A 16,982-nucleotide genomic window follows, 5' to 3' on the forward strand; every position below is an offset into this window, starting at 1 on the left:
TAGCGTGCATCTTACCGTGTTTCCAACATGCTGATCCGGCGCCGCTAAGTCCTTGTTTTCATGCCAAGATTTGCGTGGGAATTACTTGCTTTTTCTCAATCTCAGGCCGATTGGCGTTACTATATCCTTCTGCCAGGAGATACCCACTATGCCATCGCTCGTACCCGGTTTAACCACCGACCAAATCGTCAGCCTGTCGACCTACCAGATCACCTTGTTGACCACGGCCGACATCGGCTTGCTGTCGACCTTGCAGACGTCGGCGTTGCGCACGGACCAGCTGGCCGCGTTGAGCAGCGAGCAGGTGCGTGCGCTGCCGACCCAGGACTTGCAGGCCCTGAGCACGGCGCAGCTGGGGACCGGCTTCGGCACCCGGCAGATCCAGGCCCTGGGCACCCAGCAAATACCGCTGCTGACGACGGCCCAGCTGGTGTACGGGCTCACCTCCGACCAGTTCGCCTCCCTGAGCACGGCGCAACTGGGGGCGCTGACCACCGCCCAGGTGGCCCTGTTGGGCACGGCCGACCTGGCCGCCCTGCGCACGGCCCAGCTGATCGGCCTGGGCACGGCGCAACTGCACGCCCTCGGTTCGGACCAGGTGGCCGCGCTGACGACGGCCGACGTGGCCGCCCTGCGCAGCCAGCAACTGGCGGCGCTGGACACGGGCAGCGTGGCCGGCCTGCGCACCGACCAGGTGGCCGCGCTCGGTTCGGCCCAGCTGGCCGCCATGCCAACCCAGCAGATCGCGGCGCTGGGCACGGCGCAAGTGGCCGTACTGGGCACGGCCCAGGCCAGCGCGCTGGGCACGGCCCAGGTGGCGGCCCTGTCGTCCATCCAGCTGGACGCGCTGGCCACGGCCAGCGTGGCCAGCCTGAAAACCCAGCAGATCGCCGCGCTCGGCAGCGCCCTGTTCAGCGCCCTCACCACCGACCAGGTGGCCGCGCTCAAGACGGCGCAGGCGCAAGCGCTGTCGTCGCAACAACTGGCCGCGCTGCGTTCGGACCAGCTGGCCGCCTTGCAGACGGCCGACCTGGCCGCGCTGGCCACGCTGGCCTTGAGCGGGCTGGGCACGTCCAACGTGGCCGCGCTCAGCACCAGCCAGGCCGCCGCGCTGGCCAGCAACCAGCTCAACGCCCTGTCCAGCAGCCAGATGGCCGCGCTGGGCAGTGACCAGATCGTCGCCCTGACCACGGGCCAGCTGGCCAACCTGGGCACGCGCCAGCTGGCCGCCCTCACCACGGCCCAACTGGCCGCGCTGGAGACGGCCGACTGGGCCAGCCTGAAAACCCAGCAACTGGCCGCCCTGGCCACGGCCCAGCTGGCCGCCATCACGACGGCCCAGTTCGCGTCGCTGAAGAGCCTGCAAGTGCCGGGCCTGGGTACTTTCCAACTGGCGTCGCTGCGCTCGGATCAGCTCGCCGCGCTGGCCACCGCCACCCTGCGCGCGCTGCAGACCCAGCAAGTGGCCGCGCTGGCCAGCAACGCCGTGGCCGCGCTGCAGACGGCGCAACTGGCCAGCCTGGCCACGCAACAACTGGCCGCGCTGGGCACGCCCCAGATCGCGGCCCTGGGCAGCGACCAGATCGTCGCCCTCACCACGGCCCAGGCCGCCGCGCTGACGACGCGCCAGCTGGCCGCCCTGTCCACCGACCAGCTCAACGCGCTGGAAACGGTGGACTGGGCCGCCCTGAAGAGCAACCAGGTGGCGGCCCTGACGACGGCCCAGGTCGGCGCGCTGGGCACGGCGCTGATCGCCGCCCTCAGCACGGCCCAAGCCGCCGCGCTGACCACGCAACAGTTGCGTGCCCTCAGCACGGCCCAGCTGGCCGCGCTCAGCTCGGCCGATTACGCAGCCCTGCAATCGTCGCAGTTGCTGGGCCTGGGCACGGCCGCCATCGCCGCCCTCAGCACCAGCCAGGTGGCGGCCCTGAAGACGGCCCAGCTGGCGCAACTGAGCACGGACCAGATCGCCGTGCTGAACTCGGACCAGCTGGCCGCGCTGGGCACGGCCCAGGTGGCCGCCTTGACGACGCGCCAGGTCGCCAGCCTGGGCACGGACCAGGTGGCCGCGCTCATCACGCGCGACTGGGCCGCGCTGACCACCAACCAGCTGACGGCGCTTGGCACCGACCAGCTGGCGGCCGTGACGACGGCCCAGGTGGCCGCCCTCACCACGGCCCAGGCCGCGTCACTGACGACGCGCCAGGTGGCCGCGCTGTCGAGCAACCAGCTCAACGCCCTGCCCACGCTGACGCTGGCCGCGCTCCGGACGGCCCAGGTGGCCAGCCTGGGCACGGACGACCTGGCCGCGCTGGCCACGGCGCAGTTGCAGGCGCTCACGACGGCCCAGTTACAGGCGCTGGGCACGGCCCAGCTGCAAGGTTTGACGACGGCCCAGATCGTGGCGCTGACGACGCTGCAAGCGGGCAACCTGGCCACCAAACAGGTGGCCGCCCTCACCAGCGACCAGCTGGCCGCGCTGGAGACGGTCGACCTGGCCGCCTTCAAGACGGCCCAGATCCGGGCCCTGACGACGGCCGAGATCGCCCAACTGAGCACGGCCCAGGTGGCCTCGCTCACCCCGGCCCAGGCGGCGGCCTTGAGCACCAGCCAGCTCAACGCGCTGGGCAGCGCCCAACTGCTGATGCTCAACACGGCCAACCTGTCGTCGCTGCTGACGACCCAGATCGCCCAGCTCGACACGGCCAGCATCGCGGCCCTGTCCACGGCCCAGATCGCCGCGCTGACGACGGCCCAGGTGGACGCCTTCAACACGCTACAGTTGCAGGCGCTGACAACGGCCCAGATCGTGGCCCTGAACACGCTGCAAGTGAGCAGCCTGCTGACGGCCCAGGTGGCCGCGCTCACCAGCGACCAGCTGGCGGCCCTGGAAACGGTGGACCTGGCCAGCCTGAAGACGGCCCAGCTTAACGCCCTCACGACGGCCCAGGCCGCCCAACTGAGCACGGCCCAGCTGCAAGCGCTGACCAGCCAGCAATCGGCCAGCCTGGCCACGCGATTGCTGGCGGCCCTCACCACGGACCAGGTGGCGGCGCTGGAGACGGCCGACCTGGCCGCGCTGGGCACGGCCCAATGGCGCGGCTTCAGCACGGACGACATCGCCGCGCTGGGCACGGCCCAGGTGCGCGCCATGAACACGGCCCAGCTGAGCACGCTCACCACGGCCCAGTTCCAGGTCTTGAGCACGGCCCAGCTGGCCGCCCTCAATTCGCTGCAACTGAGCAAGCTGGCCACGCTGCAAATCGCCAGCCTCACCTCCGGCCAGCTGGCCGGACTGGACACGGCCCACGTGGCCGCCCTGCAGACGGCCCAGGTGGCCGCGCTGACGACGGACCAGGTCGCGCTGCTCAGCACGGCCCAGGTGGCGGGCCTGAGCACGGCGCAAACGGCGGCCCTGGGCACACGCCAGCTGGGCGCGTTCGGCAGCGACCAGATCGTGGCCCTGACGACGGCCCAGGCCGGCGCGCTGACGACGGCCCAGGTGGCATCGCTCAGCAGCGACCAGCTGGCGGCGCTGGAAACGGCGGACCTGGCCAGCATGAAGACGGCGCAGCTGAACGCCTTGACGACGGCCCAGGCCAGCGAACTGAGCACGGCCCAGCTGCAGGCGCTGACCACCCAGCAGGCGGCCAGCCTGGCCACGCGGCTGCTGGCGGCCCTCACCACCGACCAGGTGGCGGCGCTGGAGACGGCCGACCTGGCCGCGCTGGGCACGGCCCAGTGGCGCGGCTTCAGCACCGACGACATCGCCGCGCTGGGCACGGCCCAGGTCAGCGCGATGACGACGGCGCAACTGAGTACCCTCACCACGGCCCAGTTCCAGGCCTTGAGCACGGCCCAGCTGAACGCCCTCAATTCTGTGCAACTGAGCAAGCTGGCCACGGCGCAGATGGCCGCCCTCACGTCCGACCAGCTGGGCGCGCTCGGCACGGACGACATGGCCGCCCTGCAAACGGCCCAGCTCAACGCCCTCACGACGGCCTCGGCCGCCCTGCTCGGCAGCGCCCAGTTGAACGCCCTGTCGACGCTGCAGATGGCCAACCTGGGCACGCGCCAGCTGGCGGCCCTGACGACGGACCAGATCCTGGCCCTGACCACGGCCGAACTGGTGGTGTGGCGCAGCGCCCAGTTGCGGGCCCTGACCACCAGCCAGCTGGGCGCCCTGTCGACGGCCCAGTTGCCAGCCCTGGGCACCGCCCAGGTGGCGGCGCTGGCCACGGACCAGTGGCCAGGCTTGAACAGCGGCCAGATCGCGGCCCTCACGACGGCCCAGGCCGCCGGCCTGACGACGGCCCAGGTGGCCGCCTTCAACAGCGACCAGCTGGCCGCGCTGGAGACGGTGGACCTGGCCGCCATGAAGACCAGCCAGATCGCGGCCCTGACGACGGTCGAAGTGGGCGAGCTCAGCACGGCCCAGATCGCCGCGCTGACGACGGCCCAGGCCCGCGCGCTGGGCACGGCCCAGTTGACGGCCCTCAATTCGGACCAGGTGGCCGCGCTCACGGCGGCCGACCTGGCCGCGTTCAGCTCGCTCCAGCTGGCCGCCCTGGGCACCGCCCTGCTGGGCATGCTGGGCACGGCCCAGCTGCAAGCGATGACGACGGCCCAGATCGCCGCCCTGTCGACCAGCCAGATCCAGTCGCTGGGCACGGACATGATCGTGGCCCTCACCACCGCCCAGGCCGCCAGCCTGACGACGGCCCAGATGGCCGCGCTGTCCACGCTGCAAGCCAGTGTGCTGGAGACGGCCGACCTGGCCGCCATGAAGACCAGCCAGCTCAACGCGCTGGGCACGCAGCAGATCGCCGCGCTGGGCAGCGACCAGCTCGACGCCCTCACCACCAGCCAGCTGGCCAACCTGGCCACGCGCCAGCTGGCCGCCCTCACCACCGACCAGGTGCAAGCGCTGCTGACGACGGAACTGGCGGCCTTGCGCAGCGCGCAGATCGCCGCCCTCACCTCGGACCAGGTGGCCGCCCTCAGGACGGTCCAGTTCCAGAGCCTGGCCACGGCCCAGGTCGGCGCGCTGGGCACGGCCCAGTTGCAAGCCGTGGGCAGCGCCCAGATCGCCGCCCTCACCACGGCCCAAGCCGCCTCGCTGACGACGATCCAGGTGGGCGCCCTGTCCACCGACCAGCTGGCCGCGCTCAGCACCGACCAGCTGGCGGCCCTGAAGACGGCCCAGCTCAACGCGCTGGGCACGGCGGCGCTGGCCAGCCTGTCCACGGCCCAGATCGCCGCGCTAACGACGCAGCAAGCGTCCGCCCTGCGCACGGCCCTGGTGGCGGCCCTGACCACGCAGCAGATCGCCGCGCTGGCGCTGGCCGAGCTGGAGGCGCTCAAGAGCGCCCAGTTGCAGGCGCTCACCACCGACCAGCTGGCCGCGCTGGGCAGCGACCAGTGGCAAAGCCTGGGCACGGCCCAGATCGCGGCGCTGGCCACGGCCCAGGTCGCCAGCCTGGGCAGCGCCCAGGTCGCCCTCCTCACCACGGCCCAGGCCGCCGGCCTGACGACGGCCCAGGTGGCCGCGCTGGGCACGGCCCAGCTCGTCGCGCTGTCCACCGATGACCTCGCTGCCCTGAAGACGGCCCAGCTGGCCGCGCTGGGCAGCGACGCCATCGGCACGCTCACCACGGCCCAGGTCGTGGCCCTGACCACGCAGCAAGCCGGCGCGCTGACGACGGCGCAAGTGGCCGCGCTGACCACGCTGCAAGTGCAGGCGCTGGAAAGCGCCGACCTGGACGCGCTCAAGTCGGCCCAGGTGGCGGCGCTGGGCACGGCCCAGCTGGCCGCCCTGACCACCGACCAGATCGCCGGCATGACGACGGCCCAGATCGCCGCGCTGGCCAGCGCCCAGCTGCGCGCGCTGCGCAGCGACCAGATCATCGCCCTCACCACCGCCCAGGCCGCCGGCCTGACGACGGCCCAGGTGGCCGCGCTCGATACCGCCCAGGTCGCCGTGCTGTCGACCGACGACGTGGCCGCCCTCAAGACGGCCCAGGTGGGCGCGCTCGACAGCACCCAGCTGGCCGCCCTCGGAACGGACCAGATCGTGGCCCTGACCACGCTGCAGGCCGCCGCCCTCAAGACGGCCCAGGTGGCCGCCCTCACCACGGTCCAGGTGGCCGCGCTGGAAACGGCCGATCTGGCGGTCTTGAAGACGGCCCAGGTGGCCGCCCTCACCACCGACCAGCTCGACGCCTTGTCGACCGACCAGGTACAAAGCATGGCCACGGTCCAGATCGCGGCCCTGTCCACGGCCCAGTTGCTGGGCTTGCGCAGCGACCAGATCGCCGCCCTCACCTCGGCCCAGATCGCCGCCCTGACGACGGCCCAGACCGTCGCGCTGGGCACGCTGCAACTGGCGGCCCTGACGACCGATGAACTGGCCGCCCTGAAACCGGCCCAGATCGCCGCGCTGAGCACCGACCAGTTGAACGCCCTGAGCACCGACCAGCTGGCGTCCCTGACGACGCTGCAGACGGTGGCCCTGACCACCAGCCAGCTGGCCGCGCTGGCCACGGTCCAGGTGGCCGCCTTGCGCACCGACCAGGTGGCCACGCTCAAGACGGCCCAGCTGGCCGCGCTGCGCACCGACCAGCTCGACGCCCTCAGCACCGACCAGCTGCAAAGCCTGACCCCGGCCCAGGTCGCCGCGTTCGGCAGCGCCCAGGTGCAAGCGTTGACGACGGACCAGATCGTGGCCCTGACGACGGCCCAGGCCGCCGGCTTGACGACGGCCCAGGTGGCCGCGCTGGCCACGGCCCAGCTGGCCGCGCTGGAAACGGAGGACTTGCAAGCCCTCAAGACGGCCCAGGTGGCGGCGCTGAGCACGACGCAATTGAGCGGCCTCAGCACGGACCAGATCGGCGCCCTGAGCACGGGCCAGGCGGCCGCCCTCACGACGGCCCAGGTGGCCGCGTTGAGCACCAGCCAGTTGCTGGCGCTCAACACGGACGACGTGGCGGCCCTGCGCGCGCCCCAGCTGGCCGCGCTGGCCACGGCCCAGCTGGTGGCCCTGAGCACGGACCAGCTGCAAGCCGTGGGCACGGCCCAGCTCGCGGGCCTGGCCAGCGCTCAGTTGCAGGCCCTGACGACGGACCAGATCGTGGCCCTCACGACCGGCCAGGCCGCCAGCCTGACCAACGCCCAGCTGGCCGCGCTGTCGAGCGATCAATTGGCCGCGCTGGAAACGGACGACCTGGCCGCCCTCAGGACGGCCCAGCTCGCCGCGCTGGCCACGCTGCAACTGGCGCAACTGACGAGCGCCCAGCTGGTGTCGCTGACGACGGCCCAGGTCGCCGCCTTGACGACGCTGCAAGTGGCCAGCCTGGGCAGCGCCCAGCTGCCCACCCTCACGACGGACGAACTGGCGGCCCTGACCACGGGCCAGCTGGCCGCCCTGAGCACGCTGCAACTGCCACTGCTGTCGACCGACCAGCTGCAAAGCTTCACCACGGCCCAGATCGCCGCATTGAGCACGGCCCAGTTGCCGGGCTTGAGCACGGACCAGATCGCGGCCCTGACCACCACCCAGGCGCGCGGCCTGGCCGCGGCGCAACTGAACGCGCTGGGCAGCGACCAGCTGGCCGCATTGTCCACGGACGATGTGCAAGCGCTCACCACGGCCCAGATCGCCGGGCTGGCCAGCGCCCAGTTGGCGCTGCTGGCGACCGGCCAGATCATGGCGCTGACGACGGCCCAAGTGGCGGCCCTGGGCAGCGCCCAGGTGGCCGCGCTGGCCACCGTCCAGGTGCAAACCTTGCCGACCGACGACCTGGCCGCGCTGGGCACGGCCCAGCTGGCCGCGTTCAGCAGCGACCAGCTGGCCGCCATCAGCACCGACCAGTTGCAGGCCCTCACCTCGACGCAACTGAACGCCATGGCCACGGCCCAGCTGGGCGGTCTCAGCACGGACCAGATCGCCGCCCTCACCACGGCCCAGGCCGCCTCACTGGCGACGCGCCAGCTGGCCGCCCTGCGCAGCGACCAGCTGGCCGCCTTCAGCACCGACGACATCGCCAGCCTGGGCAGTGCCCAGCTGAACAGCTTCGCCACGGCCCAGTTCGCCGGCCTGAGCACGGACCAGATCGTGGCCCTGACCACGCGCCAGACGGCCGCGCTGGCCACCGGCCAGCTGGCCGCCATGACCAGCGGCCAGTTGAACGCCATGGAAACGGTGGACGTGGCCGCGCTGGGCAGCGTCCAGCTGGGCGCGCTGGCCACGGCCAACGTGGCCGCGCTGAGCACGGACTGGCTGGCCGTACTGGCCAGCGGCCAGCTGGCCGGCTTCAGCACCAGCCAGATCAACGCGCTGGGCAGCGACCAGATCGGCAGCCTGGCCACCCAACAGGTGGTGGGCTTGAGCAGCACCCAACTGGCCGCGTTCACGTCGGACCAGATCGCCGCACTGAGCACGCTGGACTTGAACGCCCTGCGCACCAACCAGGTGACGGCCCTCACCACCGACCAGGTGGCCGGCCTGACCACGCTGCAGCTGAACGCGCTGGCCTCGGCCACGCTGGCCGCGCTGGGCACGGCGCAGATCGCGCTGGGCCTGGGCACGGCCCAGTTGAGCGGGCTGGACACGTCGCAGCTGGCCGCCCTGTCCACGCTGCAAGTGGCAGCCCTGGGCAACGCCCAGGCCGCCGCCTTGACGACCGACCAGATCGTGGCCCTGACCACGGCCCAGTGGCGCGCCCTGGGCAGCGACCAGATCAACGCCCTCGGCAGCGACCAACTGGCCGCCATCGAAACGGCCGACCTGGCCGCGCTGGCCACGCGCCAGGTGGCCGCGCTGGCCACGGGCCAGCTGCAACTGCTGGGCACGGACCAGTTGAACGCCCTGACCACGGCCGAACTGGCGGCACTGGACACCGACCAGCTGACGGCCTTGACGACGGATCAGCTCTCCAGCCTGGCCACCGGCAAGCTGGCCAGCCTGGCCACGGCCCAGGTGGCGGCCCTGACGACGGCCCAGGTGGCGGCCTTGACAACGGCCCAGGCCGCTTCGCTCAAGACCACCCAACTGGCCGCGCTGAACACCAACCAGCTGGCCGCGCTGGGCACCGACCAGCTGGCCGCCCTGTCCACGGCCGCGCTGGCCACGCTGTCTACCGACCAGCTCAGCGCCGGCCTCACGACGGACCAGATCGTGGCCCTCACCACGGCCCAGGCCGCATCGCTGACGACGCGCCAGGTGGTGGCGCTGACCACCAGCCAGCTGGCCGCCATGGAGACGGCCGACCTGTCCTCGCTGCAAACGCGCCAGATCGCCGCCCTCACCAGCGACCAGCTGGCCGCGCTCGGCAGCGACCAGTGGAACGCCCTCAGCAGCACGGCATTGCGGGCCTTGACGACGGCCCAGCTGCTGGCCGGCCTGTCCACCGCCACGCTGGCCGCGCTGGCCACGGCCAGCCTGGCCGCCCTGACCTCGACCCAGCTCGCCTATGGCCTGAGCACGGATGACGTGGTGGCGCTCAGCACCGACCAGTTGGCCGCCCTGACGACGGCCCAGATCGGCGCCCTGAGCACCAACCAGTTCACCACGCTGAGCACGGACCAGATCGTGGCCTTGACGACGGCCCAGGCCGCCGCACTGGCCACGGCCCAGCTGGCCACGCTGACGCAAGACCAGCTGGCCGCGCTGGAAACGGCCGACCTGGCCGCGCTGGGCAGCAAGCAGCTGGCCGCCCTCACCAGCGACCAGTTCGCGGCGCTGTCGACGGCGCAGACGGCCAGCCTGGGCACGGCCCAGTTGCGCGGCATGACGACGGCCCAGGCCGGGGCCATCCCGTCGGCCCAGCTGGCCGCGTTCAGCACCGACCAGCTGGCGTCGCTGGGTACCTTGCAGGTGGCGGCCCTGAACGGCGCCACGCTGGCCACGCTGGCCACGGCGTCGCTGACGGCGTTGACGCCGGCCCAGGTGGCGGCCCTGACGACGGCCCAGATCACGGCCCTGTCGCTGAGCCAGGTGCCAGCCCTGACGGCCACCCAGGTGCCGGCCCTGGGCAGCGCCCAGCTGGCCGCGCTGACGGCCGACCAGATGTTTGTGCTGGGCACGGACCAGGTGCAGGCCTTGACGACGGCCCAGATCGGCTACCTGACGACGGCCCAGCTGGCCGTGCTGACGCCGGCCCAGGTCGGTGCGCTGAGCACGCTGCAAGTGGACGCGATCAAGCTGAGCCAGATCACGGCGCTGGGCGTGGACCAGTTGACGGCCCTGTCCACCGACCAGGTGGCCAACCTGACCACGGCGCAAGTGCTGACCCTGACGACGGCCCAGATCGCCGCCCTGCTGGCGTCGCAAGTGGCGGCGCTGACGACGGCCCAGGTGCAATCGCTGAAGACCTCGCAAGTGGCCACCTTCAGCGTGGACCAGCTGAACGCCGTCAGCACCGACCAGTTGACCGTGTTCAGCACGGCCCAGATCAACGCCCTCACGGCGACCCAGGTCGGCTACCTGACGGGCGACCAGGTGGCAGCCCTGACCACCAGCCAGGTGGCCTCGCTCAAGACCAGCCAGCTGCTGGGCATGGGCGCGGCCCAGGTGGCCGCGTTCACCAGCGTCCAGTTGCCGGTGCTGAGCACGGCCCAGCTGACGGCCCTGACGACCGACCAGCTGGCCGCCATCGCCGTGCCCCAGCTCGACGCGCTGACCACGCTGCAGGTCAAATCGCTCAAGACGGCCCAGATCGTGGGCTTGACCACCGGGCAGATCGCCGGCCTGACCAGCGACCAGGCGGCCGCCTTGACGACGGCCGAACTGGCCTCGCTGACGACGCAGCAGATCGTGGCGCTGGAGACGGCCGACCTGGCCGCCCTCAGTACGGCCCAGATCGCCGCCTTCAGCAACACCCAGGTGGCGGCCATGAGCACCGACCAGACCATGGCCCTGAACCCGGCCTCGTCGCGCTACGCCACGCCGCTGATCCTGGACTTGAGCGGCGACGGCGTGTCCACGCTGAGCGTGGCGGCCGGCGTGCAGTTCGACCTCTACGGCGACGGCCGCACCGTGCACACGGGCTGGGTGGCCGCCAGCGATGGCTTGCTGGTGATGGACCGCAACAACGACGGCCAGATCACCAGCGGCGGCGAACTGTTCGGCAGCGCCACCCGGCTGGCCGACGGCAGCGTGGCCAGGGATGGTTACGCGGCCCTGGGCCAGCTCGACAGCAACGGCGATGGCCAGATCACCAGCGCCGACCTGGCCTTTGGCCAGCTGCAAGTGTGGGTGGATGCCAACAGCGACGCCGTGACGGAAGCGGGCGAGCTGCACAGCCTGAGTTCGCTGGGCATCACGGCCATCGCCACCACGGCCACGGCCGGTGGCGCGCAGCAGTACGGCAACCGGCTGGGCCTGGTGTCGAGCTTCACCCGCAGCGACGGCAGCGTGCACCAGGCGGCCGACGTGTGGTTCGTGGCCAACCGCCAGGAAGGCGTGCAGTCGCCGATGAGCAGCCAGGTGGGCAGCCTGGCCCATGCACTGACGCACTATGCCTTGGCCCACGCCGGGCTGGCGGCCGACCCGGCCCCAGCAGTGGTCCCGGCGCCGGCCAGTACGCTGGCGGCCGGCACCTCGCAGCAGGTGGCGGCGCTGACGGCGGCCCTGAGCCAGTACGACGCGAACGGCCGGCCACGCGTGGGCACGCTGCTGAGCGCGCCGCCCCGGCCCGATGGCATGGCCGATCCGCGCGCCAGCGGCCACGGCTGGCTGGCCTTGCCGCCGAAGTAACAGCGGCCCGGCAATGTTGACTGGACGGCACCGCGCCCCTGTGCGCGGTGCCGCAACACAGTGTTGCCAAATGAAAATAAAGCCCTGCACACCCTCTTGCTTCTGGTTTAGAATAAGCTCGCTTGGGCCCACAATAGGGCCGTCAGATGGATCGCCGCCGCACGCGCGCACCGCTGCCATAACGACAAAGACCTAACTATCGAGGGAGCAGCATGAAAGCAGTCATACTCGCCGGCGGCCTGGGGACGCGGCTCAGTGAGGAAACCTCCGTCCGGCCGAAACCCATGGTCGAGATCGGCGGCAAGCCGATCCTGTGGCACATCATGAAGACCTATTCGTCGCATGGCATCAATGACTTCGTCATCTGCTGCGGCTACAAGGGCTACATCATCAAGGAATTTTTCGCCAACTACTTCCTGCACACCTCCGACGTCACCTTCGACATGCAGTACAACACCATGGAAGTGCACTCGCGCCACGCCGAGCCGTGGAAGGTGACGCTGGTCGACACGGGCGAGAACACCTTGACGGGCGGACGCCTGAAGCGCGTGAAAAAATACCTGGACCCGGACGAGGCGTTCTGCTTCACCTACGGCGACGGCGTGGCCGACGTCGACATCACGGCCGCCGTGCAGTTCCACCGCGCGCACGGCAAGCTGGGCACCATGACGGCCGTGCAGCCGCCGGGCCGCTTCGGCGCCATCGACCTCGATGGCACCCGCATCCTGAGCTTCAAGGAAAAACCGCAAGGCGACGGCAACTGGGTCAACGGCGGCTACTTCGTGCTCTCGCCCAAGGTGCTCGACTACATCGCCGACGACAGCACCACGTGGGAAAAGGAACCGATGGAACACCTGGCGCGCGACAACCAGATGGACGCCTTCTTCCACCACGGCTTCTGGCAGCCGATGGACACCCTGCGCGACAAGGTGCTGCTGGAAGACCTGTGGCAGAACGGCAAGGCGCCGTGGAAGCGCTGGCCATGACGCCAGGTTTCTGGCAAGGCAAGCGTGTGTTCCTGACGGGGCACACGGGCTTCAAGGGCAGCTGGCTGAGCCTGTGGTTGCAGCAACTGGGCGCGCACGTGAGCGGCTACGCGCTGGCGCCCGGTACGCCGTCATTGTTCACGGTGGCCGACGTGGCCACCGGCATGCACTCGCAGCTCGGCGACATCCGTGACGGCGCCGCCCTCACGCGCGCCGTGCAGCAAGCCCGGCCCGACATCGTGATCCACATGGCGGCCCAGGCCCTGGTGCGCTATTCCTACGCCCATCCGGTGGAGACCTACAGCACCAACGTGATGGGCCTGGTCAACCTGTTCGAGGCCGTGCGCGCCACACCGGGCATCAAGGCCGTCGTCAACGTCACCAGCGACAAGTGCTACGAGAACCGCGAATGGCCATGGGGCTACCGCGAGAACGAAGCCATGGGCGGCTACGACCCCTACAGCAACAGCAAGGGCTGCGCCGAACTGGTCACGTCGGCCTACCGCAATTCCTACTTCAACGCCGAACGCTACGCCGAGCATGGCGTGGCGCTCGGTTCCGGCCGCGCCGGCAACGTGATCGGCGGCGGCGACTGGGCCGAGGACCGCCTGATCCCCGACATGGTGCGCGCCATCGCGCGCCGCCAGCCGGTGCTGATCCGCAGCCCGCACGCGATCCGCCCGTGGCAGCACGTGCTGGAACCGCTGTCGGGCTATTTGACGCTGGCCGAACGGCTGGTGCTGGACGGTCCCGCCTACGCCGAAGGCTACAACTTCGGCCCGCACGACACGGACGCCCGCCCCGTTTCCTGGATCATCGAGCGGCTGTGCCAGAGCTGGGGCGCAGGCGCCAGCTGGGAACTGGACGGCGCGCCGCAACCGCACGAAGCCACTTACCTCAAGCTCGACTGCTCCAAGGCGCGCAGCCGGCTGCACTGGCAGCCACGCTGGAACCTGGGCCACACCATCGACAAGATCGTGGCATGGCACCAGGCCTACGCCGCCAACCCGGACGGCGCCGCCATGCGCGCGCTGACGCTGGCCCAGATCGAGCAATACCAACACACGGACATCAAGTAAGGTCGCAATTATCATGAGTGAACAGCAAAGCAAGGAACAACTGCGCGAACAGATCATCAAGCTGGTGGCCGAATACGGCGCCCTGGCCAGCGCCCCGCGCCCGTTCGAGCCGGGCGTGACGGTGGTGCCGCCGGCCGGCAAGGTGGTCGGCGCGCCTGAAATGGAACTGATGGTCGAAGCGTCGCTGGACGCCTGGCTGACCACGGGCCGCTTCAACGACCAGTTCGAAGCCAGGCTGGCCAAGTTCATCGGGGTGGACTTCCTGATCACCGTCAATTCCGGTTCCTCGGCCAACCTGGTGGCGTTCAACACGCTCACTTCGCCCAAGCTGGGCGCGCGCGCCATTCAGCCCGGCGATGAAGTGATCGGCGTGGCGGCCGGTTTCCCCACCACCGTCAACCCCATCCTGCAGTTCGGCGCGGTGCCCGTGTTCGTGGACGTGGAGCTGGGCACCTACAACATCGACGCCTCAAAAATCGAGGCGGCCATCTCGCCCAAGACCAAGGCCATCATGCTGGCCCACACGCTGGGCAACCCGTACAACCTGGACGTCATCGTCGCCCTGTGCAAGAAGCACAATCTGTGGCTGATCGAGGATTGCTGCGACGCCCTCGGCTCGACCTACAACGGCAAGATGGTGGGCACCTTCGGCGACATCGGCACCATGTCGTTCTACCCGGCCCACCACATCACCATGGGCGAAGGCGGCGCCGTGTTCACCAACAATCCGGAACTGAAGATGATCGCCGAATCGTTCCGCGACTGGGGCCGCGACTGCTACTGCGCGCCGGGCAAGGACAACACCTGCGGCAAGCGCTTCGGCTGGAAGCTGGGCACGCTGCCGGAAGGCTACGACCACAAGTACACCTACAGCCACCTGGGCTACAACCTCAAGATCACCGACATGCAGGCGGCCTGCGGCCTGGCCCAGATCGACCGCGCGCCCGGCTTCATCCAGGCCCGCAAGGACAACTTCGCCTACCTGAAGGAAAAGCTGCAGTCGTGCGCCGAATTCCTGATCCTGCCGGAAGCGACCGAAAACAGCGACCCATCGTGGTTCGGCTTCCCCATGACCTTGAAGCCGGAAGCGAACGTGTCGCGCGTGGACCTGCTGACCTACCTGGACCAGCACAAGATCGGCACCCGTTTGCTGTTCGCCGGCAACCTGACGCGCCAGCCCTACATGATGGGCCGTCACTACCGCGTCTCGGGCGAACTGACCAACACCGACCGCGTCATGAACGACACCTTCTGGATCGGCGTATTCCCCGGCCTGACGCGCGAGATGCTGGACTTCACCATCGAGAAGCTGGAGACTTTCTTCGGCGTGAATTTCTGATGCAAGCACCTGAACTGAACGTCAAGGTCGCCGAACTGGTGGCCGCAGCCCTGGAACAGCTGGACATCCGCCACGCCTTCGGCATCATCGGCGCCGGCAATGTGCACCTGTTCGAGGCCATCACCCGCCGCGGTTTCACGGAAATCGTGTGCGTGCACCACGAGCAGGCGGCCGCCATGGCCGTGCAGACCTACTACCGCACCTGCGGCCGGCTGGCCGCCGCGCTGCTGACCACGGGCGCCGGCTCCACCAACGGCGTCACCGGCGTGGTGTCGGCCTGGGCCGACTCCATCCCCTGCATCATGATCGCCGGCAACGAGAACTCCAAGTTCACCCGCCCCGACAATCCGCTGCGCATGTGGGGCGTGCAGGGCTACGACTCGTGCCAGATGGTGCGCGAAGTGACCAAGTACGCCGAACGCGTGACGCGGCCCGAATACGCCGTCTACGAACTGGAAAAGGCCGCCCACATCGCGCTGGCCGGCCGCCCCGGCCCCACCTGGGTCGAGATCCCGATGGACATCCAGGCCGCCCGCATCCCGCCGCCCGCGCTGGAACACTACCAGGCCCCTGCGGCCGACGCGACGCTGACGCCGGACGTACAGCGCCAGCTGGCCAGCGCCATCCAGGCGCTGGGCAAGGCGGAACGCCCGCTGCTGTGGCTGGGCAACGGCATCCGCCTGGCCGGCGCCGAGCGCCTGATCGCGCCCCTGCTGGAACAGCTGGGCGTGCCGGCCCTCGTATCGTGGGCCGGCATCGACATGATCGATTCGTCGCACCCGCTGGTGTTCGGCCGCGCCGGTGTGTACGGCCAGCGCGCCGCCAACTTCATCCTGCAAAACAGTGACTACGTGCTGGCCATCGGCACCCGCCTGGCCATCCCGCAGGTCGGCTACGATTTGAGCGAACTGGCCCGCCTGGCCCGCATCGACGTGGTCGACATCGACCCCACGGAAGCGGTCAAGCATGCCGTGCGCACCACGGAAAACATCGTCTGCGACGCCGGCGCCTTCCTGCGCGCGCTGGCGGCCCAGGCTCCGGCCCAGCCCAAGCGCGACGCCTGGCTGGAACGCTGCCGCGCCTACGAAGCCCAGTTCCCGTGGGTGGGCCCGGAGCACGCCGACCAGGGCGGCTACATGAATTCCTACCGCTTCATGGAACGCCTGAACGGCTTCTTCAAGCCGGACCAGAAGGTCGTCACGGACATGGGCACGGCCCTGCTGTGCGGCCACCAGGCATTGCGCATCCACCAAGGCCAGCGCCTGATGACCTCCACCGGCCTCGGCGAGATGGGTTACGGCCTGCCGGCCGCGCTGGGCGTCTCGTTCGCCACCGACCGCGGCGAAGTGATGTGCCTGAACTGCGACGGCGGCATGATGATGAATTTGCAGGAGCTGCAAACCATCGTCCACCACAAGCTGCCCGTCAAGCTGTTCATCTTCAACAATGACGGCTACCTGATGATCAAGCACACCCAGAAGTCGCTGTTCAAGGCCGACTACGTGGGCACGGACCGCGCCTCCGGCGTGTCCTGCCCGGACTTCTCCAAGGTGGCGGCAGCGTTCGACATCCCGGCCTACCAGATCCACGGCTGGGACGAGTGCGACGCCACGCTGGCGGCCGTGCAAGCCCACACCGGGCCCGTGATCTGCGAAGTGTTCATGCACCCGCAGCAGCTGTTCTCGCCCAAGCTGGGCGTGGTGGCGCGGGCCGACGGCACGCTGGTGTCGCCGCCGCTGGAAGACCTGTCGCCGCTGCTGCCGCGCGAGGTGCTGGACCAGGCCATGTTGGGCGGCATGCACGAGAAGTCGAAATCGCTGTAG

General features: G+C 70.0%; 5 protein-coding genes. All 5 read left to right on the forward strand.

Features of this window, described 5'->3' with window-relative positions; translation table 11 throughout:
- The first annotated feature begins 148 nt into the window (after nucleotides 1–148).
- The 5 genes from H3H36_RS18825 to H3H36_RS18845 all read left to right on the forward strand — a co-directional run bounded on the left by H3H36_RS18825 (nucleotide 149) and on the right by H3H36_RS18845 (nucleotide 16,982).
- Nucleotides 149–11,755, forward strand: coding sequence for a beta strand repeat-containing protein (locus H3H36_RS18825; RefSeq protein WP_182219634.1), 11,607 nt, complete (start codon nucleotides 149–151; stop codon nucleotides 11,753–11,755).
- A gap of 212 nt (nucleotides 11,756–11,967) precedes the next feature.
- The gene (gene rfbF, locus H3H36_RS18830) at nucleotides 11,968–12,741 is read left to right on the forward strand and encodes a glucose-1-phosphate cytidylyltransferase (protein WP_182219635.1); all 774 of its coding nucleotides are present in this window, start codon (nucleotides 11,968–11,970) and stop codon (nucleotides 12,739–12,741) included.
- Nucleotides 12,738–13,820 carry a CDP-glucose 4,6-dehydratase gene (gene rfbG, locus H3H36_RS18835; RefSeq protein ID WP_182219653.1) on the forward strand — a complete coding sequence of 361 codons (1,083 nt, stop codon included), beginning with the start codon at nucleotides 12,738–12,740 and terminating at the stop codon, nucleotides 13,818–13,820. The genes rfbF and rfbG overlap by 4 nt, the downstream gene beginning before the upstream one ends.
- Before the next feature lie 13 nt (nucleotides 13,821–13,833).
- Nucleotides 13,834–15,159 carry a lipopolysaccharide biosynthesis protein RfbH gene (gene rfbH, locus H3H36_RS18840; RefSeq protein ID WP_182219636.1) on the forward strand — a complete coding sequence of 442 codons (1,326 nt, stop codon included), beginning with the start codon at nucleotides 13,834–13,836 and terminating at the stop codon, nucleotides 15,157–15,159.
- Nucleotides 15,159–16,982 (forward strand): thiamine pyrophosphate-binding protein, encoded by a 1,824-nt coding sequence (locus H3H36_RS18845; RefSeq protein ID WP_182219637.1) that lies wholly within the window; start codon nucleotides 15,159–15,161, stop codon nucleotides 16,980–16,982. The genes rfbH and H3H36_RS18845 overlap by 1 nt, the downstream gene beginning before the upstream one ends.

This window comes from Rugamonas fusca (assembly GCF_014042365.1).
In the GTDB taxonomy this organism is placed as follows: domain Bacteria; phylum Pseudomonadota; class Gammaproteobacteria; order Burkholderiales; family Burkholderiaceae_D; genus Rugamonas; species Rugamonas fusca.

Coding starts and splice junctions, on each gene's coding strand:
- rfbF (WP_182219635.1), top strand. CDS start 11,968: ATGAAAGCAGTCATACTCGCCGGCGGCCTGGGGACGCGGCTCAGTGAG.
- rfbG (WP_182219653.1), top strand. CDS start 12,738: ATGACGCCAGGTTTCTGGCAAGGCAAGCGTGTGTTCCTGACGGGGCAC.
- H3H36_RS18825 (WP_182219634.1), top strand. CDS start 149: ATGCCATCGCTCGTACCCGGTTTAACCACCGACCAAATCGTCAGCCTG.
- H3H36_RS18845 (WP_182219637.1), top strand. CDS start 15,159: ATGCAAGCACCTGAACTGAACGTCAAGGTCGCCGAACTGGTGGCCGCA.
- rfbH (WP_182219636.1), top strand. CDS start 13,834: ATGAGTGAACAGCAAAGCAAGGAACAACTGCGCGAACAGATCATCAAG.